The organism is Pseudomonas aylmerensis (assembly GCF_001702265.1).
In the GTDB taxonomy this organism is placed as follows: domain Bacteria; phylum Pseudomonadota; class Gammaproteobacteria; order Pseudomonadales; family Pseudomonadaceae; genus Aquipseudomonas; species Aquipseudomonas aylmerensis.
Genome location: NZ_MAUE01000045.1, coordinates 250,497 through 271,672 on the forward strand (window position 1 = coordinate 250,497; position 21,176 = coordinate 271,672).

Genomic DNA, 21,176 nt, shown 5'->3' on the forward strand with positions numbered 1-21,176 from the left:
CTACTCTTGAGCCCTCCGGGGCTCAATTGCATTTTGGGCACTCACTACGCCGAACATCCGGTAACCAGGAGAATGTAGATGGATTTGAATGCTGAACTGGATCACTTGATCAAGACCTCGCAGTCTTGGATCCCGATGATTATGGAATACGGCAGCCGCGTGTTGCTGGCCGTGATCACCCTGGCCATCGGCTGGTGGCTGATCAACCGCCTGACCCACCGAGTGGGCCGCTTGCTGGCCATCCGTAACGCCGACCTGGCCTTGCAGCACTTCATCACCAGCCTGGCGAACATTGCGCTGAAGGTGATGCTGATTGTCAGCGTGGCTTCGATGATCGGCGTGGCGACCACCTCGTTCGTCGCCGCGATTGGTGCCGCTACCCTGGCTATCGGCCTGGCATTGCAAGGCAGCCTGGCGAACTTTGCCGGCGGCGTGCTGATCCTGTTGTTCCGCCCGTTCCGCATTGGTGACTGGATCGAAGCCCAAGGCACCTCGGGCACCGTCGACAGCATCCAGATCTTCCACACGGTGCTGCGGACCGGCGACAACAAGACGGTGATCGTCCCGAACGGCATCCTGTCCAACGGCATCATCACCAACACCAACCGTCAGCCAACCCGCAAGGTGGTGTTCGACGTGGGTGTGGACTATGACGCCGACCTGCAGAAAGCCCGCGAAGTGTTGCTGGAGCTGGCAAAAGATCCACGCGTACTGGCGGATCCGGCGGCGGCGGCCGTGGTGTCGACCCTGGGTGACAGCTCGATCACCGTGTCCCTGCGTTGCTGGACCAAGACCGCGGATTATTGGGACGTGGTGTTTATGCTTAATGAAATGGCACGCGACCGTTTGAAGGCGGCGAATATTGATATTCCGTTTCCACAGCGAGTTATTCGCGTGATGCAGGAAACGCCGACGAAGTAAGAGGGCGGGTTTAACTTGGCCGAAAGGTCAGGTTAAACGTGTCAGCGTAATCTCGTTAGTTAGCTTGCTAGTTATTTGGTCGCTGTAATTGAACTGAAATAAAAAAGCCGCTCCCTTGCAAAACAGGGGAGCGGCTTTTTTAGTTTAAGGCCGAAGCCTTAAGTCATCGTTGTAATTAAACCGACAATTACAAGATGTTCAGCGGGTATTGCGCGATCAGACGCAGTTCGTCGATCGAAGGCGAGCCGTAGTACACACCATCGCCGGAGCGATAAGTGGCTTGACGCAGACGCAAGCTCAGGTCTTTGGCTGGACCATTCTGGATCACGTATTTGGCTTCGATGTCGCGTTCCCACTCTTTGCCGTTCGAGGTGGTGGCGGTGTTGGCGCCGCTACCGGTTACGTAACGAGTCATGAAGCTCAGGCCAGGAATGCCGAAGGTTGCCATGTTGATGTCGTAACGCGCCTGGTAGGACTTCTCGCCTTCGGCGTTGAAGTCGGAACGAGCGATGGAGTTGGCCAGGAACACAGTACCGCCGCCATCTACGCCGTAGCCGTAGTCGCCGTCGCCGGTGACTTTCTGGGCTGCCAGGGTGAAGGTGTGTGCACCGATGGTGTACGCACCCTGCAGGCTGAACGCGCGGTTGTCGAGCTTGGTGCGTTCTGCGAACGGCAGGGCGCTGTCCTTGGAAGCACGTTGCAGGCCTTCGCCCTCGCTCTTGGTGTCGTAGATGTTGAAGTCCAAGGCGAACGATTGGTCGTTGCTCAGGGCGTGAGTCCAGTTCAGGTTGCTGTAGTACTTACGGAAGTAATCTTCGGTTTTCGCGTAGTACAGGCTACCGGTGAACTCAGGAGTGAAAGAGTACACGCCGCCGACGAAGTCGGTTTTGGTCAGGCCCAGGCTGTCATGGTAGGTCTGGTTCTGAGCGATGCTGGAAGTGAAGTGACCGCCTTCCAGCTTCAGGCCCTTGATTTCGTTGCTGGTGATCGAGATACCTTGTGGCAGCTCTGGCAGCAAGCGGCTGTCGTCAGACGCGAATACAGGGGCTGTGGTGTACTGGTCACCGATTTTCAGGACAGTATCGGAGATACGGAATTTAACCGCGCCGCCGCCTTTGGAGTAGTCGTCTTGCGAGCGACCATCGGAACCGGTTGGGAACAGACCAGTGCCTGCGCGGCCTTTGCCGCTGTCGAGCTTGACGCCCAACAGGCCAATCACGTCAACACCGACACCGATGGTGCCTTGGGTGAAGCCCGATTGGTACAGGGCATTGAAGCCCAGGCCGGATTCTTCAGCGCGGCTCTGGGAGCCTGGGCCCGACGGGTTGTTGCGGAAGTCACGGCTGAAATACAGCGCGCGAGTATTAATGCTGAAAGTGCTGTCTTCAACAAAACCCTTGGCGTCGTCCTGGGAAGAGGCCATTGCGAACTGCGAGGTGCCTGCTGAAACAGCCAGGGCGATCATGCTCCACTTCATCACGCGCATCGTGATTTGCTCCTTTGGTTTAGGAAGAGTACTGCCGTCCCACCTGTATTTTTATCTGGGCGGCTCTTTCTTTTTTGTGTCGGCGCAAAGTTATATCACGCAGACTCTATTGACGATACTTGCCCATCTATCCTTTCAGCTTCTTTACGAGGCTGTCGTAAATTGCTATCTCCGTGTCGCAAATTCACAGTCCACCTGTAACCGGACTGACAACTTCAATACTGTTTTCAAACCCGTTTCAAAGTTTGAAGTCTTCCTTGATGCGTATTGAAACGCTTGTGTTTTTATCGCGAAACACCTGCTTCCAAACGGGTGCCGTTGCCGACGATGTGGGTGTGAATGCAACAAGCGTGCACAAAGCGGTAACCGAATGTCATTTTTTCGTGAAAAACGTTACGGCCGTGTAAAAACCGCATAAGCACGGGCTTTTTACGTCGTTTTGTTTGGCCTTGACGCTTTGGTGTCACACCTGTGAGACGGCCCCAAAACACCCGGTCCGGGCAAAACGTTACCGGTTCACCCCCATGAGTGGGTAATCGGCGGATCCCTTTGATGCACAAGTGGGTCATTTTGGTGCATCCCGCTCAGGCCCGGATTAGCGTAGCTCAAATATCTGGCTGCCTCGAAAGGGTGCGTATTTTTCTCCACTTGCATCGCGGCTCGCCGCATTCGCCGTGAAGCCTTGAGCATTCGAAGGTATGCTGGGCGTCTGAAATCGACCTGCAAAAACGGAGTGCCCGCGTGTTCGCCTTAGATCAACGCCTGCAACAAGACACACTGGCCATTGGGGACTTCCCGCTCTGCCGCCTGCTGCTGTCCAATGATTCCAACTACCCGTGGTTCATCCTGGTGCCACGCATCAACGGTATCAGTGAAGTGTTTCAACTGGATGTCGCCGACCAGCAGCGTCTATGGCAGGAAACCACGGCGTTGGCGCAGTTGCTCAATGAGGGCTTGAACGCCGACAAGATGAACATCGGCGCCCTCGGCAATGTGGTCAGCCAGTTGCACGTGCATGTGATCGTGCGCAAACGCGATGATGCCGCCTGGCCTGCGCCGGTATGGGGCAAGCATCCGGCGCAGCCTTATACTGCAGAGCAGGTCGCTGCTATCCGCACCCGCCTGCGCGAGCTGTTGCCCGCCGACTTCATCTTTACCCAGGGCTGAACCATGGACCTGCAAGACCGCGTCACCGACCTGGAAAGCCGCCTGGCCTTCCAGGACGACACCATCGAGACCCTCAATGACATCCTCGTCACCCAGCAGCGGGCCGTCGAACGCCTGCAGTTGCAGATGACCGCGCTGCTCAAGCGCCAGGAAGAAATGGGCGGGCAGTTCGAAACCTCGGAAGAAGAAGCGCCGCCGCCTCACTACTAAATAGCCGGCAATAAAAAACCGCGATCCAGTCAACGCTGGATCGCGGTTTTTTTTGCTGCGAAGGCTGGAATCAGCGACGCGGCAGGGCAGCGATCACGTCTTCGGCTTGCAGGCCTTTATCGCGATTCATCACGGAGAACTCCACGCGCTGGCCTTCCACCAGGACGCGATGGCCTTCACCGCGAATAGCCCGGAAGTGGACGAAGATATCGTCGCCCGAATCGCGGGAAATAAAGCCGAAGCCTTTGGACGTGTTGAACCACTTGACGGTACCGGTATCCCGATTGGTCATGTCATAAGTTTGCGACGCGGCCGCCGGGGACGAACGGTAGAAGCTGATGGCCAGGTGAAGAACGATGGCGACCACAGCAATCACCAGGCTGAGCAGGATGGCCGGGTGGCCGCCCACTTCAGGCATAGGTGCCAGGAGGGTGAGGGTTTGTACGACAACGGTCAGAACCAGCAGCGCGCTGACCAGGTTTTGCAGTTGATGACGAGTGCCTTTGTTCCAGTAAGGGATCACCGGTGCCAGCGTCAGGTTAAGAAGGCCGAACAAGGCCAGGTACAGAGCGTCGTGTTGTTCCAGGTAGGGAGGGCTTCCCTGTTGCAAGCTCGGTATAAAGGACAGCAGCAAAGCTGCAACGCCCGTTAGCAGGTGGACGATTTTCAACATTTTGATTAACTCACGTTAAGACGGATCACAAGGAAGAGCTGACTGGCACGGTTCGCTTCTGAACAATGGGAGGCGTTGGGCACGTGCGCGGGTATCAGCCTATGCCGGCTGCCGCGGAAATTAACGGCAGCGACACGCCGCCTATTTAACAGCAAAGGCTGTGCCTACTCAAATCAAGCATTTCCGGGTGTTGCAAGGGGCACGGCATTTCTGCGTCAAACGCTTGTCCTAGACAGGTGCAGGGTTTTCGAGCGGCGTGCGGGGAAGTTTTCCCGATGCGTGCGAAGGCTTGCGCAGCACCGGCTGGCAGGTTACGCAGGGGCGATTTGCCGCACCTCACCTGGGCGTGTCGGGCTGCGCACCACCGGTACTCTTGCTAGAGTGGAGCTGCACCTGATCAATGAATGCATGTCAATTGAAGGGGATAAACATGGCAATCGATATCGGTATCAGTGAAGAAGATCGTAAATCCATCGTCGACGGGCTTTCGCGACTGCTTTCCGATACCTATGTACTGTACCTGAAGACCCACAACTTCCATTGGAACGTCACGGGGCCGATGTTCCGTACGCTGCACTTGATGTTCGAAGAGCAGTACAACGAGCTGGCGCTGGCGGTGGACTCCATTGCCGAGCGTATCCGTGCCCTGGGCTTCCCGGCGCCGGGCGCCTATTCGATCTACGCGCGCCTGTCTTCGATCAAGGAAGAAGAAGGTGTGCCCAGTGCCGAAGAGATGATCAAGCAGCTGGTGGCGGGTCAGGAAGCGGTCACGCGCACCGCGCGCGGTATCTTCCCGTTGCTGGACAAAGTCAGCGATGAACCGACTGCCGATCTGTTGACCCAGCGTATGCAGGTTCACGAAAAAACCGCGTGGATGCTGCGTTCCCTGCTCGAAAACCAATAAACACCGGCCTTGAGTGGCGCCGTACTGGCGCCGCTCGCTTGTTTCCGTGCATTTCCTGGCGTTGTCCTACGTCGATCAACTCCGCGTCTTCTGGCTGCCTGTCTCTGCCTGCTGTTTTATAGGGCCACTGCCCAATGGGAGAACCCGTGGGCTGCTGTTTGGCAATGGAGTGTCAGGTGTATGTCACGTGGAGTGGGTAACGGAGTAATGGAAACCGGTGGTTTTCACAGGATAACGGTCGACCCCTTTGCGAAGGGGTTTGATATGGGGCTGGCCAAGCCATTGTCCCGGTCGGTGCGCCTCAATGGGTTTTCCACTTGCCTGCGACTTGAGCAGGTGTATTGGAACATCCTGGCGGAAATAGCCAGGATCAACGCCTGCTCGGTCAGTGCGTTGCTGTCTTATGTCGATCGGGAAGTGCACTTGCGCCATGGCGGGGTGAAGAACTTCAGCGGGTTGGTCAGGGTGGTGTGTGTCGTTCACGCCTTGAAAGACCGGGTGAGTACGCCGAACCCTGAGTAATCGGCCGGCGCCGGGGCTGGCCTGCCGTCGAGGTGGGCAGGGCCCTGGTCAGAAAGCCGGCTGCGCTGCCTCGATTTACCAGATATAATCCCGCGCTTTGCTGCGCATGCCGGGGCTTTATCCCTGGGGCAGGCGTGGCGCAGTAACGTTCTGATCGCCGAGACATCTCCATGCCCATGTACGACTATCAATGTGCTTCCTGTGGTCATCAGTTGGAAGCCATTCAGAAGATCAGCGCCGCGCCGCTGGTCGATTGCCCGGCCTGCAAGGCGCCAGAGCTCAAGAAGATGTTGTCCATGCCGGGCTTCCGCCTGAGCGGCAGCGGCTGGTACGAGACTGATTTCAAGACCGGCTCGAAGAAGAATCTGGCCGGCGGCGACAAAGCAGACTGAGTTGAACTCCATGCGCAGGCTCCTGCATTATCCGTCCCCTGCTTAAATGTACGGTGACGAGGCAGGCCTCCACCGAATTTCGAATTACGAGAAGTGAAACCACTACCATGATGCGCAGCCACTATTGCGGCCAACTGAACGAGACCCTGGATGGTCAGGAAATCACCCTTTGCGGATGGGTTCACCGTCGCCGCGACCACGGCGGGGTGATCTTCCTCGATATCCGTGATCGTGATGGTCTGGCCCAGGTGGTGTTCGACCCGGACCGCGCCGAGAGCTTCGCCGCCGCCGACCGTGTGCGCAGCGAGTACGTCGTCAAGATCACTGGCAAGGTTCGCCTGCGTCCGGCCGGTGCCGTGAACGCGAACATGGCCTCCGGCGCAATCGAAGTGCTGGGTTACGAGCTGGAAGTGCTGAACGAGTCGGAAACCCCGCCGTTCCCACTCAACGAATACTCCGACGTCGGCGAAGAAACCCGCCTGCGCTACCGCTTCCTGGACCTGCGCCGTCCGGAAATGGCCGAGAAGCTGCGCCTGCGTTCGCGTATGACCACCAGCATCCGCCGCTTCCTCGACGAAAACGGCTTCCTTGACGTCGAAACGCCAATCCTGACCCGGGCTACCCCGGAAGGTGCGCGTGACTACCTGGTGCCGAGCCGTACCCACGCGGGTTCGTTCTTCGCCCTGCCGCAATCGCCACAGCTGTTCAAGCAACTGCTGATGGTCGCCGGCTTCGACCGCTACTACCAGATCGCCAAGTGCTTCCGTGACGAAGACCTGCGCGCCGACCGCCAGCCGGAATTCACCCAGATCGACATCGAGACCAGCTTCCTCGATGAAAAAGAGATCATGGACCTGACCGAGCAAATGATCCGCAACCTGTTCAAGGAAGTGCTGGACCTGGAGTTCGGCGAGTTCCCGCACATGACCTTCGAGGAAGCCATGCGCCGCTACGGTTCCGACAAGCCCGACCTGCGTATCCCGCTGGAGCTGGTGGACGTGGCCGACCAGCTCAAGGAAGTCGACTTCAAGGTGTTCAGCGGCCCGGCCAACGACCCTAAATGCCGTATCGCCGCCCTGCGCGTGCCTGGCGGCGCGAGCATGCCGCGCAAGCAGATCGACGACTACACCAAGTTCGTCGGCATCTACGGCGCCAAGGGCCTGGCTTACATCAAGGTCAACGAGCGCGCCAATGGCGTTGACGGCCTGCAATCGCCGATCGTGAAAAACATTCCACTGGACAACCTCAACGCGATCCTCGATCGCGTCGGCGCGGTCGACGGCGACATCGTGTTCTTCGGTGCCGACAAAGCCAAGATCGTCAGCGAAGCCCTGGGCGCGCTGCGGATCAAGCTGGGCCACGACCTGGACCTGCTGACCTGCAAGTGGGCACCGATGTGGGTTGTCGACTTCCCGATGTTCGAAGAGAACGACGACGGCAGCTTCAGCGCCTTGCACCACCCGTTCACTGCGCCGAAGTGCTCGCCTGAAGAGTTGGAGGCCAACCCGGCAGGCGCGTTGTCGCGCGCTTACGACATGGTGTTGAACGGCACCGAGCTGGGTGGCGGTTCGATCCGTATCCACCGCAAAGAGATGCAGCAAGCGGTGTTCCGCCTGTTGGGCATCAACGAAGCGGAACAGGAAGAGAAATTCGGCTTCCTGCTCGACGCCCTGAAATACGGCGCGCCGCCGCACGGTGGCCTGGCCTTCGGCCTGGACCGCCTGGTGATGCTGATGACCGGCGCCCAGTCGATCCGTGAAGTGATTGCCTTCCCGAAAACCCAGAGTGCTGCGGACGTCATGACACAGGCTCCAGGTGTGGTGGATGCCAAGGCTCTGCGCGAATTGCACATCCGTCTGCGTGAGACGCCGAAGGCTGAGTAAGGCCGCTGCGTGAAAGCGCACTGAGGTTTACGCAGTCTAAAAAGGCGCATCTTCGGATGCGCCTTTGCGTTACAAGGGTTGTATCCCACCTGGGGTGGGGTTGATAAGGTTTCTACAGAATTTCGGAGTTGTGTTATGGCTGGCCATTCCAAGTGGGCGAACATCAAGCACCGCAAAGAGCGTCAGGATGCCAAGAAAGGCAAGATCTTCACCAAGTGGATCCGCGAGCTGACCGTCGCTGCCCGCCAGGGCGGCGGTGACCCAGGTTCCAACCCGCGCCTGCGCCTGGCGCTGGACAAGGCGCTGGGCGCCAACATGAGCCGCGACATCATTGATCGTGCGGTGGCCCGTGGCGCCGGTGCAGCCGATACCGACGACATGGTCGAGCTGACATACGAAGGCTACGGCCCGGGCGGCGTGGCCGTCATGGTCGAGTGCATGACCGACAACCGCAACCGGACTGCTGCTGCCGTGCGCCATGCGTTCAGCAAGTGCGGCGGCAACCTGGGCACTGACGGCTCGGTGGCCTACCTGTTCGAGCGCAAGGGGCAGATCTCCTTCGCGCCAGGTGTGGACGAAGATGCGTTGATCGAGGCTGCCATGGAGGCGGATGCGGACGACGTGGTGAGCAACGAAGACGGCTCCATCGACGTGTTCACCTCCTTCGCTGGCTTCTATGCCGTGCGTAACGCGCTGGAAGCTGCTGGCTTCAAGGGCACCGACGCGGAAATCGTGATGTTGCCGACCACCAGCGCCGAGCTGGACCTGGACGGCGCGCAGAAAGTGTTGAAGCTGCTGGATATGCTCGAAGACCTGGATGACGTGCAGAACGTGTACTCCAACGCCGACATCCCTGAATCTGTAGCCGAACAGCTCTCTTAAGATCCATGGAAATCCAGTAGGCGCTGGCTTGCCTGCGAAAGCATCATCGCGGTGCCACTGACACACCGAGGCGCGCGCATCGCAGGCAAGCCAGCGCCCACAGGGTTCTATGCTGTTACACACGATGTGTGCCTGGCACATACCGCTGTAAATCCAACCCGCAGGCGTTATGACTTTAATCCTAGGTATCGACCCCGGCTCGCGCATCACCGGTTTTGGCGTGGTGCAGCAGACGCCACGTGGCTGCATCTACGTTGCATCGGGGTGCATTCGTACCGGTGCGGGCGAGCTGGCCGAGCGCTTGCAGATCGTCTATCGCGGCGTGCGTGAAGTGATCCAGACCTATGGGCCGGTGACCATGGGCATCGAAAAGGTCTTCATGGCCAAGAATGCCGACTCGGCCCTCAAGCTCGGCCAGGCCCGGGGCGCCGCCATCGTGGCCGGTGCGGAGGAGGGCATGGAAATCGCCGAATACACCGCGACCCAGGTCAAGCAGGCCGTGGTGGGGACCGGTGCAGCCAATAAAGAGCAGGTGCAGATGATGGTCATGCACATGCTCAAGCTCACCGCCAAGCCGCAGATCGACGCCTCGGACGCCCTGGCTATTGCGATTTGCCACGCGCATACCCGTTCCAGCCTGCTGCCCCACGGCCTCGGTACGGCACGCAGTCGTGGCGGGCGCCTGCGTCTCTGATAGCATCAGCGCAACCGTTGTTTCCGGTCAGGCCATGCTCTGACCCCAAGCTTTAAGGATCTGAACCGTGATTGGACGCTTGCGCGGCACCCTGGCTGAAAAACAGCCGCCGCACCTGATTCTGGATGTAAACGGGTTGGGGTATGAGCTGGAAGTGCCCATGACCACCCTGTATCGCCTACCGTCGGTCGGTGAGCCGCTGACGCTGCACACCCATCTGGTGGTGCGCGAAGACGCGCAACTACTCTATGGTTTCATCGGCAAGCGCGACCGCGATTTCTTCCGCGAGCTGATTCGCCTCAATGGCGTGGGGCCGAAACTGGCCCTGGCATTGATGTCGAGCCTGGAAGTGGATGAGCTGGTGCGTGCCGTTTCAGCCCAGGACACCTCGGCGCTGACCAAGGTCCCGGGGGTCGGCAAGAAGACGGCCGAGCGCCTGCTGGTAGAGCTCAAGGACCGCTTTAAAGCCTGGGAAGTGCTGCCGAGCATGTTTGCCCTGGTGCCGAACCAACCGGATATGCCGGCGGGCCAGGTCGCCAGCGCCGAAAGTGATGCGGTCAGCGCGCTGATTTCCCTGGGCTACAAGCCGCAGGAAGCCAGCAAGGCCGTATCGGCCATCAAGGACAAGAACCTGAGCAGTGAAGACATGATCCGCCGCGCCCTGAAGGGAATGATTTAAGTGATTGAAGCTGATCGTCTGATCGCGGCCACTGGCCCCCGTGACCGTGAAGAAATCCAGGACCGCGCCATCCGCCCCCTGAGCCTGGCCGACTATATCGGCCAGCCCACCGTGCGCGAGCAGATGGAGCTGTTCATCCAGGCTGCGCGCGGGCGCAGCGAGTCCCTGGACCACACCTTGATCTTCGGCCCGCCGGGGCTTGGCAAGACCACCCTGGCCAACATCATTGCCCAGGAAATGGGCGTGTCGATCAAGTCCACCTCCGGCCCGGTGCTGGAGCGCCCAGGCGACCTGGCGGCATTGCTGACCAATCTCGAGCCCCACGATGTGCTGTTCATCGACGAGATTCACCGGCTGTCGCCGATCGTCGAGGAAGTGCTGTACCCCGCGATGGAAGACTTCCAGCTCGACATCATGATCGGCGAAGGCCCGGCAGCTCGCTCGATCAAGCTCGACCTGCCGCCGTTCACACTGGTCGGCGCGACCACCCGTGCCGGGATGCTGACCAACCCGCTGCGAGACCGTTTCGGCATTGTTCAACGTCTGGAGTTCTATAGCACCGCAGACCTGGCGACCATTGTCAGTCGTTCGGCGAGCATTCTCGGCCTGCCGCTGGACCCGGAAGGCGCGTTTGAAATCGCCCGCAGGGCCCGCGGCACGCCACGGATCGCCAACCGCCTGCTGCGCCGCGTGCGTGACTTTGCCGAAGTGCGTGCCAAGGGGCATATCACCAAGGCCGTGGCCGACCTGGCCTTGAACCTGCTGGATGTGGACGAGCATGGCTTCGATCATCAGGACCGGCGTCTACTCTTGACCATGATCGAGAAGTTCGACGGTGGCCCGGTGGGGGTCGACAGCCTGGCGGCGGCCATCAGTGAAGAGCGCCACACCATCGAGGATGTGCTGGAGCCGTACCTGATCCAGCAGGGCTACATCATGCGTACGCCGAGGGGCCGGGTAGTGACGCGGCATGCGTATCTGCACTTCGGGTTAAACATTCCGTCACGATTGGGTGAGATGCCTGTGGTAGACGAATTCCTCGATGCAGTGGACGATTAAAAGCTTCACGCAAGTCGATTTATTCGATGTTTGTGCTGTCCTAGTGGCTGGCGTCGTCATTCAGTCACTGGAAATGTTTCGGTGGATGAAAAAACAGTTGCCCAGCCGGATTGGCAACCTGAGGAGTAAGCACTAGAGTATGCGCGCGCAAAACGGGGATCAGTCGTTCGCACATCGCTGTCGCGTTTATTACGAGGACACCGATGCTGGCGGCATCGTGTATTACGTCAATTACCTCAAGTTCATGGAGCGGGCTCGAACCGAGCGGCTACGGGAGCTGGGCTTTGCCCAATCCGAGCTGGCAGGGGAGGACCTGTTGTTCGTCGTGCATTCCAGCGAGGCGCGGTATCACGCGCCGGCGCGGTTGGACGATGAACTGCTGGTCAGCGCTGAAGTAATCGAATTGAACCGTGCCAGCCTGCGTTTCAAGCAACAGGTCAGGCGGGCAACGGATGCAACGCTGCTCTGTGAGGGGCAGTTCCTGGTGGCGTGTGTGCGCACCAACAGTTTGAAACCTCGGGCCATTCCCGAAACTCTACGTGCGGCCTTTGCCGCCGTGAGCGGCGCGGGTAAACAATCAAAGCAGGAGATTTAGCGTGGAACCTACCGTCGTCGACCATTCCTCCATGTGGAGCCTGGTCAGCAATGCCAGTGTTGTGGTTCAACTGGTCATGCTGACCCTGGTAGCCGCATCGGTTACCTCTTGGGTCATGATTTTTCAGCGCAGCAACCTGCTGCGCGCCGGTCGACGTGCCCTGGAGAGCTTCGAAGAGCGCTTCTGGTCGGGTATCGACCTGTCCAAGCTGTACCGCCAGGCCGGCAGCAACCCTGACCCGGATTCGGGCGTGGAGCAGATCTTCCGTGCCGGTTTCAAGGAGTTCTCGCGCCTGCGCCAGCAGCCGGGTGTTGATCCGGAAGCCGTGATGGAAGGCGTGGCACGTGCCATGCGCGTGGCCATCTCCCGTGAAGAAGAGAAGCTGGAGCAGAGCCTGCCGTTCCTCGCCACCGTTGGTTCGGTCAGCCCGTACATCGGCCTGTTCGGTACCGTGTGGGGGATCATGAACTCCTTCCGTGGCCTGGCCCAGGCCCAGCAAGCGACCCTGGCCACCGTGGCCCCAGGTATTGCCGAAGCCCTGATCGCCACCGCGATCGGCCTGTTCGCCGCTATCCCCGCAGTAATCGCCTACAACCGCTTTGCTGCCACCAGCGAAACGTTGATCGGCCGTTACTACACCTTCGCCGATGAATTCCAGGCGATCCTGCACCGTAAAGTGCACACCAGCGAAGAATAAGCAGGTAATTCCCAATGGCTTTAATCGCTCGAGCTCGCAAAAAGCGCAAGCCGGTCGCCGAGATGAACGTAGTGCCCTACATCGACGTGATGCTGGTGCTGCTGGTCATCTTCATGGTGACCGCGCCGATGCTCAACCAGGGCGTGAAGGTTGATCTGCCCAAGGTTTCCAGTGAAGCCTTGCCGCAAGACAACAACACACAGGTCCTGACCATTTCGATCAAGGCTGACAAGACCTATTACTGGAACCTTGGCAGCGAAGTCGACACTCAGAAACAGCAAGACAAGGCCTTGACCCTGCCGGCGATGACCGATGCGGTGACCAAGATCATTCGCTCCGGCAACGAAGGCGGCAAGCACACCCAGGTGTTCATCCGGGGTGACAAGTCGGTTGACTACGGCTCTGTCATGGGCGCCATGGGCGGGCTGCAGAAGGCCGGCGTCGGTAACGTTGGCTTGATTACCGAGGCGCCCTGATGCAGCAACAGCGAGAGCCGTCCGCCTCGGAAAGCTTCTTCTGGCCTAGCGTCTGGGCAATTGCCCTGCACGTCCTGGTGTTTGGCATGCTGTTCGTCAGCTTTGCCATGACCCCGGATCTGCCGCCAGCCAAGCCGATCGTGCAGGCGACCCTGTATCAGCTGAAATCGAAAAGCCAGGCCACCACCCAGACCAATCAGAAGATTGCGGGTGAGGCCCAGAAGTCGGCTGCGCGCCAGACTGAAGTCGAACAGATGGAACAGAAGAAGGTCGAGCAGGAAGCGGTGAAGGCTGCTGCGGAACAAAAGAAAGAAGAGGCGGCTCAAAAGGCCGAGGAATCGAAAAAGGCTGACGAAGCGAAGAAGGCCGACGAGGCGAAAAAGGCTGATGAAGCCAAGAAAGCCGAGAAAGCTGCCGACGCGAAAAAGGCCGAAGAGAAACAATTGGCTGATATAGCCAAGAAGAAAGCCGAAGACGAAGCGAAGAAAGCTGCCGAAGAAGAGGCCAAGAAAAAGGCCGCTGAAGACGCCAAGAAAAAGATAGTCGAAGACGCGAAGAAGAAAGCCGCCGAAGACGCCAAGAAAAAAGCTGAAGCAGACGAGGCGAAGAAGAAAATCGCCGACGACGCGAAGAAGAAAGCTGCCGCCGATGCCACCAAGAAAAAGGCCCAGGAAGCAGCGCGTAAATCCGCCGAAGAGAAAAAGGCCCAGGCCTTGGCAGATTTGCTCTCCGACACGCCGCAGCGTCAGCAAGCCTTGGCCGATGAGCGTGGCGATGAAGTCGCGGGCAGTTTCGACGACCTGATTCGGGCACGCGCAGCAGAAGGCTGGACCCGTCCACCTTCGGCACGCAAAGGCATGACAGTAGTGCTGCAGATCGGCATGTTGCCGGACGGTACGGTGACTTCGGTCAGCGTGGCCAAGTCCAGTGGTGACGGTTCGTTCGACAGTTCGGCGGTTGCCGCGGTCAAGAACATTGGCCGGTTGACCGAGATGCAGGGAATGAAACCAAGCGACTTCGCTCCCTATCGTTCATTCAAGATGACATTCACACCTGAGGATCTAGCCTTGTGAGAAACCTTCTTCGAGGAATGCTTGTCGTTATTTGCTGTATGGCAGGGATAGCGGCGGCGGATGAAAAGAACATCCTGGTCACCAGCGGTAGCGATCGGGCCACCCCGATCGCAGTTGTACCGTTCGGTTGGCAGGGCGGCAGCGTGCTGCCGGACGACATGGCCCAGATCGTCAGCGATGACCTGCGCAATTCCGGTTACTACGCGCCGATTCCTAAAGGCAACATGATCAGCCAGCCTACCCAGGCCAGCGAAGTCATCTTCCGTGACTGGAAAGCCGTCGGCGCCCAGTACCTGATGGTCGGCAACATCGTTCCGGCGGGTGGTCGCCTGCAGATCCAGTACACGTTGTTCAACGTGGCCACTGAGCAGCAGGTCTTGACCGGCAGCGTTTCGGGGACTGCCGAACAGCTGCGCGACATGGCCCACTACATCTCGGACCAGTCGTTTGAAAAACTCACCGGCATCAAGGGGGCGTTCTCGACGCGCCTGTTGTATGTCACGGCTGAGCGTTTCTCCGTAGACAACACTCGTTACACTTTGCAGCGCTCGGACTATGACGGTGCACGCGCCGTGACCCTGCTGCAATCGCGTGAGCCTATCCTGTCGCCGCGTTTCGCGCCGGATGGCAAGCGTATCGCCTACGTGTCTTTCGAGCAGAAGCGTCCGCGTATCTTCGTCCAGCACATTGATACTGGCCGTCGTGAGCAGATCACCAACTTCGAAGGCCTCAACGGTGCACCGGCCTGGTCGCCGGATGGTTCGCGCCTGGCGTTCGTGCTGTCCAAGGACGGCAACCCGGATATCTACGTGATGAACATGGCTTCGCGCCAGATCACTCGCGCAACCAGCGGCCCGGGTATCAATACCGAACCGTTCTGGGGCAAGGATGGTTCAACCATCTACTTCACCTCTGACCGCGGCGGCAAGCCACAGGTGTACAAGGCGAACGTGAATGGTGGTGGTGCAGAGCGTGTTACTTTTATCGGTAACTACAACGCCAATCCGAAGCTTTCGGCTGATGAAAAGACGTTGGTGATGATTCACCGTCAGGATGGTTTCACTAATTTCCGGGTTGCGGCCCAGGATTTGCAGCGTGGAACGGTAAAAATCCTCACGGATACCAACCTTGATGAGTCAGCTACTGTTGCGCCCAACGGCACCATGGTAATCTACGCCACCCGCCAGCAGGGCCGGGGAGTCTTGATGCTCGTGTCCATTAATGGACGCGTAAGGCTCCCGCTTCCTACCGCTCAAGGCGAAGTCAGAGAACCGTCCTGGTCCCCTTACCTGAACTGACGCGGCGCTACAAAAAGAAATACTTAACACACTGGGGTTCATTAGGAGTTTCACGATGGAAATGCTGAAGTTTGGTAAGTTTGCTGCTCTGGCTCTGGCTCTGTCCGTAGCCGTTGGTTGCTCGTCTAAAGGCGGCGACAATGCCGGTGAAGGCGCAGCTGTTGATCCAAACGCTGGTTACGGCGCTAACACTGGTGCAGTTGACGGCTCCCTGAGCGAAGAAGCTGCTCTGCGCGCTATCACCACTTTCTACTTCGAATACGACAGTTCGGACCTGAAGCCAGAAGCCATGCGCGCTCTGGACGTTCACGCGAAGGACCTGAAAGCTAACGGCGCTCGCGTTGTTCTGGAAGGTAACACCGACGAACGTGGTACTCGTGAGTACAACATGGCACTGGGCGAGCGTCGTGCGAAAGCCGTTCAGCGCTACCTGGTACTGCAAGGTGTTGCTCCAGGCCAACTGGAACTGGTTTCCTACGGTAAAGAGCGTCCAGTTGCTACTGGCCACGACGAGCAGTCCTGGGCTCAAAACCGTCGCGTCGAACTGCGTAAGTAATTCGTCATGCGAACGTGCCGTCGTGCTCTAACTGTATTGGCTCTCAGCCTCGCCCCGCTTGCGGTGTGGGCTGCGGTTCCTGTGGAAGATAGCAACTCTGGCTATAACAATAGCGGGAGCAGCTATCCGCCAGCAGGTTATGGCACGAACGGCGCCTATGCGGGGGGAGCGGCTACGTCCGCTCCCTCGGCACAGGGTGAACTGTTCAACCAGCTGCAACGCATGCAGGATCAATTGTCGCAGCAGCAAGGCACGATTGAAGTACTGCAAAATCAAGTGAACCAGCTGAAGCAAGAAGGCCTGGAGCGTTACCAGGATCTTGACCGACGTATAGGAGCCGGCGTTACACCTGCCGCTACTCCTGATAATTCTTCTACCGGTGGCGCGCCAAGCACTGCTGCCGGTGGTGCAGCAGCAGGGGCCGCGGCTGCCGCCCCTGCCGCCAGCAGCGAACCGGGTGATCCGGCCAAGGAAAAGCTGTATTACGATGCCGCTTTCGACCTGATCAAAGCCAAGGATTTCGATAAGGCCAGCCAGGCCTTTACCGCATTCCTGCGCAAGTATCCGAACAGCCAGTACGCGGGCAATGCCCAATACTGGTTGGGTGAGGTCAACCTGGCCAAGGGTGATCTGCAGGGCGCCGGCCAGGCATTTGCCAAGGTCAGCCAACTGTACCCCAAGCACGCCAAGGTGCCTGATTCGCTGTACAAACTCGCCGACGTAGAACGCCGCCTGGGTCATACCGACAAGGTCAAAGGCATTCTGCAGCAGGTTGTCGCCCAGTATCCGGGGACTTCCGCTGCCCAGTTGGCGCAACGGGATCTGCAACGCTTGTAAGCGATGCTGTCCGTTTAGAAGAAACCCGCGCCTGTCGCGGGTTTTTTCGTTAGAATCCACGCCCTTTTATGAAACACGCTTTTTGGGGTCTACGCGTTGGCGGGGTCCCTTGAAGTGCCTGACGGAGGCGGACAGCCTGTTTAGCTGTTACGCCCGTGGCGACTATGCAAGACACATTACGTATCACCGAAGTTTTTTACTCGTTGCAGGGTGAAACGCGCACCGCTGGCCTGCCCACAGTCTTTGTGCGGCTGACCGGTTGCCCGTTGCGTTGCCAATACTGTGACAGCGCCTACGCCTTCAGTGGCGGTACGGTGCGCACCCTCGAAGACATCCTTGAGCAGGTTGCCGGTTACCGGCCGCGCTACGTCTGCGTGACGGGCGGCGAGCCGCTGGCGCAACCCAATGCCATCCCGTTGCTCAAACACCTGTGTGATGCCGGTTACGAGGTGTCCCTGGAAACCAGTGGCGCCTTGGATATCTCTGCGGTGGACCCGCGCGTGAGCCGCGTGGTCGACCTGAAGACCCCAGGCTCCAAGGAAGCGCACCGCAACCGCTATGAGAACATCGACCTGCTGACGGCCAACGACCAGGTCAAGTTCGTCATCTGCTCCCGTGAAGATTACGACTGGGCGAACTCCAAGCTGATCCAGTATGGCCTGGACCGTCGCGCGGGCGAGGTGCTGTTCTCCCCCAGCCACCATGACTTGAATGCGCGTGACCTCGCCGATTGGGTGGTTGCGGACAATCTACCGGTGCGCCTGCAATTGCAGTTGCATAAATACCTTTGGAACGACGAGCCAGGACGCTGATATGACTGAACACACCATGGATCAAAAACGCGCGGTAATCCTGCTTTCCGGCGGCCTCGACTCCGCCACGGTGGTGGCAATGGCGCAGGCTGAAGGTTACACCTGCTACACCATGAGCTTTGACTACGGCCAGCGCCATCGCGCCGAGTTGAACGCCGCTGCGCGTGTCGCGCGGGACATGGGGGTTGCCGAGCACAAGGTGATCGGCCTGAACCTCAATGGCATCGGTGGCTCGGCCTTGACCGACAGCAGCATCGATGTGCCAGAAGCACCGAGCGAAGGCATCCCGGTGACTTATGTACCGGCACGCAATACCGTGTTCCTGTCCCTGGCCCTGGGTTGGGCTGAAGTGCTGAACGCCCGCGACATCTTTATCGGCGTCAACGCCGTGGATTATTCCGGCTACCCGGACTGTCGCCCAGAGTTCGTCGAGTCGTTCGAGCGCATGGCCAACCTGGCGACCAAAGCCGGGGTAGAAGGGCAGGGGTTCCGTATCCTCGCGCCGCTGCAAAACCTCAGCAAGGCCGATATTGTGAAGGCTGGTGTAGGACTTGGCGTCGATTATTCGCTGACTGTTTCCTGCTATCAGGCAGACGATGACGGCCGTGCTTGTGGGAAATGTGACAGCTGCCGACTGCGCGCAGAAGGCTTCCAAGCGGCCGGAATTGCGGACCCAACGCGTTATTTCTGATTTATTTCAAATAAGGTGTTGAATAATCCTTAGAAATCAGTATTATACGCGCCACCACACAGCGGGTCGTTAGCTCAGTTGGTAGAGCAGTTGGCTTTTAACCAATTGGTCGTAGGTTCGAATCCCACACGACCCACCATTTTTGGCGGTTTAGAAAATCCGGAAGGCCCACGCAAGTGAGGATTTCCGGGTTTTTTTTTGCCCGCAAGAAACCCATTCTCTCGCAGCCCACCTTATGAGCAGCCCTCGCCTGGCTATCAGGCGAGGGCCAACGCCTTAGAAGTTGTACTTCAGGCTGGTCATGACATTACGCGGCGCGCCATACATCCCTTCTGAATAAACGCGCGCGTAGTACTCGCGGTCGAACACGTTGTTCAGGTTGACGGTGGCACTGAGGTTTTTCGAGAGGTCGTAACGCGCCATCAGGTTGGCCACGGCGTAGCTGCCCTGCTGGTAATAGTGCAAATCTTCGCCGGTCTTGGTCTGCCAATTGAACCCGCCACCCACCGTCACTTTATCCAGCATGCCTGGCAAGCGATATGAGGTGAACGTCTTGAACATATGCCGAGGCAGGGTGGTGACGATGCGTTTGTCGTCCGCATCGGTGGTGACGCTGTAGGCATAGCCGGCAGATGCCTGCCAGCCTTCGGCCAATTCACCATTGATTTCCAACTCGACCCCTTGGGTCTTGGCGCTTTGCTCGATGCGGTAGGCCTGGGTATCCGATTGCCAGACAGCGAGGTTGTCCTGTTCGAGTTGGAACAGTGCCAGGCTGGCGTTCAACTGTTCGTCGTAGAAGCTGCCCTTGATCCCCACTTCATAGCCTTTGCCCTCCAGGGGCGGCAAGGCCTTGCGGTTGATGTCGCGCACGTAGGACGCCTGCGGATTGAAGATCTTGGTGTAGCTGGCATACAACGCCCAATTTTCATCCAGGTCGTAGACCACGCCGGCATAGGGAATGAACACACCTGTTTCGCGTTCCTTGACCGAGGAGGTGCCTTCGCCATACACGTTGGTGTCGGTGTCACGCTTCCAGTCGGTCAAGCGCCCACCGAGGATCAGGCTCAAGTCGTCAGTGATGTGCAGGCGTGAAGTCAGGTAGGCGGCATATTGCTTCTCGCGGATGCTGCCCTTGCCGAGTACCGGCGTCGCCGGCTTTGGCGAGTCGCCGTTCCAGGTGCGGTAGTCCGGCACCTGGAAGCCATAGTCGCGTAGCCAATCCCCGTAGTTGGGGGTGTGTTCTTCGTAATCCGTTGCGGTAATGCCGGTGATCAGCTCGTGTTCACGGCCGAATGCCGAGAACGGGCCGGTGAGGTAGGCGTCCAGGTTGTCCTGGCGTGGTGTGCCCGACCAACGTACTGGCAGCAGGGTGCCGCCCGAACCAGTGGCCTGGTCGAGGCTGCCGATGGTAAAGGAGAAAAATTCGTCGAACTTGTTCTCGGTGTGGCCGTACTCGATCTTGCCGCTCCAGCCGTTATCGAATTGATGCTCGATGGAGGTGAAGTAATTGGTCTGGTCGTGATCGTTGTAGGACCATTTCGGTGCGGTATTGAGCGAGCGTTGGGCATGGGTTTTCTCGCCGTTGCTGAACAGCGTCTGGTAGCCGCCGCGCAGGGGCGAATCAACTTGGGTCTTCTGGTAGCTGAAGCCTGCGGTCAACAGGGTTGAATCGCTGAGGTCGAACTCGGTGATGCCGTAGATCAATTGCGAGTCTTGCTTGAAGCGGTCGATCCAGGCCTGCTCGGTCTTGTAGTCCACCACCAGCCGGCCGCGAACAGTGCCGGTTTCAGTCAGTGGGCCGGAAACATCAACCCCCGTGCCATAGCGGTCCCAACTGCCGGCTTCTGCAGTGAGGCTGACCTGGGCTTGCGCTGTCGGGCGTTTACGGATCAGGTTGATCGTCGCCGAGGGGTTGCCCATCCCACTGATCAGGCCGGTAGCGCCGCGTACGATCTCTACCCGGTCGTACATCGCGGTGCTTTGGGTGTAATTGTCCATGCGCGTGGAGGTGGGCACGCCGTCAATCTCGAAGTTCTGGATCTGGAAACCCCGGGACCAGTAGCTGTCATTCTCGGTGCCCAGGCCCGCGCGAGTCACCGCGATGCCGGGGCTGGCTTCAAGCACGTCCGTCAGGTTGTTGAGTTTCTGGTCATCCAGGCGCTGGCGGGTCATCACTGTGACCGATTGCGGGGTTTGCTTCTGGGTCAGGTTAAGCCGGGTCGAGCTGCTGGAGGAGTAGGCGGTGTAGGAACCGGTGCCTTCAGTGGTCGAGCCGGGGGCCTTGCCGGAGATGGTCGTGCTGCTCAACTCAAGTCGTGAGGCCTCGCTGGGCGCTGCCTGCAATTGGTAGCGTTGGCCGCCCAACTGCACCGCAGTGAGGCCCGTGTTCAGCAGCAATATCTGCAAGGCCTGCTCGATGGAGTAGTTGCCGCTGAGGGCATGGCTGGTTTTTCCGGCCGTCAGTGCGGCATCGGCAGCCAGGTAAATACCAGCCTGGGCTGAGAGCAGGTTCAATTGGGTCGCCAATGGCCCGGCGGCGATTTCGTAATGTTGCTCCTCGGCCCAGGCGATGGGGCTGACGCTGGCCAGGGCGAGGGCGGCCGAGCAGGCGAAAAGATGCAGCGGAAGATGAGGGCTGAGTGACATCTTGAGGGTCCTTGTAGAGGTGG

23 protein-coding genes and 1 tRNA gene are annotated in these 21,176 nt (G+C 58.9%); 21 read left to right on the forward strand and 3 right to left on the reverse strand.

The features are described 5' to 3' along the window. Positions 1-78 precede the first annotated feature (78 nt). The gene (locus BBG20_RS26885; RefSeq protein ID WP_065908820.1) at positions 79-921 is read left to right on the forward strand and encodes a mechanosensitive ion channel family protein; all 843 of its coding nucleotides are present in this window, start codon (positions 79-81) and stop codon (positions 919-921) included. 187 nt (positions 922-1,108) lie between these two features. Here the strand turns inward: BBG20_RS26885 and BBG20_RS26890 are convergent, their stop codons facing one another. Next, positions 1,109-2,407 carry an OprD family porin gene (locus tag BBG20_RS26890; protein WP_065908822.1) on the reverse strand — a complete coding sequence of 433 codons (1,299 nt, stop codon included), beginning with the start codon at positions 2,405-2,407 and terminating at the stop codon, positions 1,109-1,111. A 741-nt stretch (positions 2,408-3,148) separates the two neighbouring features. On the opposite strand from BBG20_RS26890, the gene BBG20_RS26895 reads away from it, so the two are divergent. Next, positions 3,149-3,574 (forward strand): HIT domain-containing protein, encoded by a 426-nt coding sequence (locus tag BBG20_RS26895; RefSeq protein WP_065908824.1) that lies wholly within the window; start codon positions 3,149-3,151, stop codon positions 3,572-3,574. 3 nt (positions 3,575-3,577) lie between these two features. Then, on the forward strand, positions 3,578-3,784 hold the full coding sequence (locus tag BBG20_RS26900) for a SlyX family protein (RefSeq protein WP_015885618.1): 207 nt from the start codon (positions 3,578-3,580) through the stop codon (positions 3,782-3,784). 70 nt (positions 3,785-3,854) lie between these two features. Here BBG20_RS26900 and BBG20_RS33410 read toward each other — a convergent pair whose 3' ends face one another. Next, positions 3,855-4,457 (reverse strand): cold-shock protein, encoded by a 603-nt coding sequence (locus BBG20_RS33410; RefSeq protein ID WP_065908829.1) that lies wholly within the window; start codon positions 4,455-4,457, stop codon positions 3,855-3,857. Between the two features lie 430 nt (positions 4,458-4,887). On the opposite strand from BBG20_RS33410, the gene BBG20_RS26910 reads away from it, so the two are divergent. The 18 genes from BBG20_RS26910 to BBG20_RS26995 all read left to right on the forward strand — a co-directional run bounded on the left by BBG20_RS26910 (position 4,888) and on the right by BBG20_RS26995 (position 18,646). Continuing rightward, positions 4,888-5,361: a Dps family protein gene (locus BBG20_RS26910; protein ID WP_003193874.1), complete on the forward strand. Its 474-nt coding sequence runs from the start codon at positions 4,888-4,890 to the stop codon at positions 5,359-5,361. A gap of 180 nt (positions 5,362-5,541) precedes the next feature. After that, positions 5,542-5,883, forward strand: coding sequence for a ribbon-helix-helix domain-containing protein (locus BBG20_RS26915; protein ID WP_065908831.1), 342 nt, complete (start codon positions 5,542-5,544; stop codon positions 5,881-5,883). Positions 5,884-6,053: 170 nt separating this feature from the next. Further along, positions 6,054-6,275, forward strand: coding sequence for an FmdB family zinc ribbon protein (locus tag BBG20_RS26920; RefSeq protein ID WP_048727052.1), 222 nt, complete (start codon positions 6,054-6,056; stop codon positions 6,273-6,275). A 107-nt stretch (positions 6,276-6,382) separates the two neighbouring features. Further along, positions 6,383-8,158, forward strand: a complete 1,776-nt coding sequence (aspS, locus tag BBG20_RS26925; RefSeq protein ID WP_065908834.1) for an aspartate--tRNA ligase — start codon at positions 6,383-6,385, stop codon at positions 8,156-8,158. A gap of 135 nt (positions 8,159-8,293) precedes the next feature. Continuing rightward, positions 8,294-9,040: a YebC/PmpR family DNA-binding transcriptional regulator gene (locus BBG20_RS26930; RefSeq protein ID WP_065908837.1), complete on the forward strand. Its 747-nt coding sequence runs from the start codon at positions 8,294-8,296 to the stop codon at positions 9,038-9,040. A gap of 169 nt (positions 9,041-9,209) precedes the next feature. Then, positions 9,210-9,734: a crossover junction endodeoxyribonuclease RuvC gene (gene ruvC, locus BBG20_RS26935; RefSeq protein ID WP_065908840.1), complete on the forward strand. Its 525-nt coding sequence runs from the start codon at positions 9,210-9,212 to the stop codon at positions 9,732-9,734. Positions 9,735-9,801: 67 nt separating this feature from the next. Next, on the forward strand, positions 9,802-10,413 hold the full coding sequence (gene ruvA / locus BBG20_RS26940) for a Holliday junction branch migration protein RuvA (RefSeq protein WP_065908843.1): 612 nt from the start codon (positions 9,802-9,804) through the stop codon (positions 10,411-10,413). Continuing rightward, positions 10,414-11,472 carry a Holliday junction branch migration DNA helicase RuvB gene (gene ruvB, locus BBG20_RS26945; protein ID WP_065908846.1) on the forward strand — a complete coding sequence of 353 codons (1,059 nt, stop codon included), beginning with the start codon at positions 10,414-10,416 and terminating at the stop codon, positions 11,470-11,472. A gap of 139 nt (positions 11,473-11,611) precedes the next feature. Further along, on the forward strand, positions 11,612-12,067 hold the full coding sequence (ybgC, locus tag BBG20_RS26950) for a tol-pal system-associated acyl-CoA thioesterase (RefSeq protein ID WP_065908849.1): 456 nt from the start codon (positions 11,612-11,614) through the stop codon (positions 12,065-12,067). Position 12,068: 1 nt separating this feature from the next. Continuing rightward, entirely contained in the window at positions 12,069-12,764 is a 696-nt protein-coding gene (gene tolQ / locus BBG20_RS26955) for a protein TolQ (RefSeq protein WP_015885609.1), read from the forward strand. A gap of 23 nt (positions 12,765-12,787) precedes the next feature. After that, positions 12,788-13,240, forward strand: a complete 453-nt coding sequence (tolR, locus tag BBG20_RS26960; RefSeq protein WP_161793227.1) for a protein TolR — start codon at positions 12,788-12,790, stop codon at positions 13,238-13,240. Next, positions 13,240-14,313 (forward strand): cell envelope integrity protein TolA, encoded by a 1,074-nt coding sequence (gene tolA, locus BBG20_RS26965; RefSeq protein WP_065908851.1) that lies wholly within the window; start codon positions 13,240-13,242, stop codon positions 14,311-14,313. Before tolR ends, tolA begins: the two co-directional genes overlap by 1 nt. 17 nt (positions 14,314-14,330) lie before the next feature. After that, complete coding sequence (gene tolB / locus BBG20_RS26970) at positions 14,331-15,611, forward strand: Tol-Pal system beta propeller repeat protein TolB (RefSeq protein ID WP_065908853.1); 1,281 nt, start codon at positions 14,331-14,333, stop codon at positions 15,609-15,611. A 55-nt stretch (positions 15,612-15,666) separates the two neighbouring features. Then, a complete protein-coding gene (gene pal / locus BBG20_RS32125) occupies positions 15,667-16,167 on the forward strand; it encodes a peptidoglycan-associated lipoprotein Pal (RefSeq protein WP_003209827.1) in 501 nt (166 codons plus the stop codon). Between the two features lie 6 nt (positions 16,168-16,173). Further along, a complete protein-coding gene (gene ybgF, locus BBG20_RS26980; protein WP_065908859.1) occupies positions 16,174-17,004 on the forward strand; it encodes a tol-pal system protein YbgF in 831 nt (276 codons plus the stop codon). 164 nt (positions 17,005-17,168) lie between these two features. Then, on the forward strand, positions 17,169-17,816 hold the full coding sequence (gene queE, locus BBG20_RS26985) for a 7-carboxy-7-deazaguanine synthase QueE (RefSeq protein WP_065908863.1): 648 nt from the start codon (positions 17,169-17,171) through the stop codon (positions 17,814-17,816). 16 nt (positions 17,817-17,832) lie between these two features. Then, positions 17,833-18,507: a 7-cyano-7-deazaguanine synthase QueC gene (gene queC / locus BBG20_RS26990; protein ID WP_162946163.1), complete on the forward strand. Its 675-nt coding sequence runs from the start codon at positions 17,833-17,835 to the stop codon at positions 18,505-18,507. A gap of 63 nt (positions 18,508-18,570) precedes the next feature. Continuing rightward, a tRNA-Lys gene (locus BBG20_RS26995) sits at positions 18,571-18,646 on the forward strand. Between the two features lie 137 nt (positions 18,647-18,783). Here the strand turns inward: BBG20_RS26995 and BBG20_RS27000 are convergent. Next, entirely contained in the window at positions 18,784-21,153 is a 2,370-nt protein-coding gene (locus BBG20_RS27000; RefSeq protein WP_065908868.1) for a TonB-dependent siderophore receptor, read from the reverse strand. Positions 21,154-21,176 lie beyond the last annotated feature (23 nt).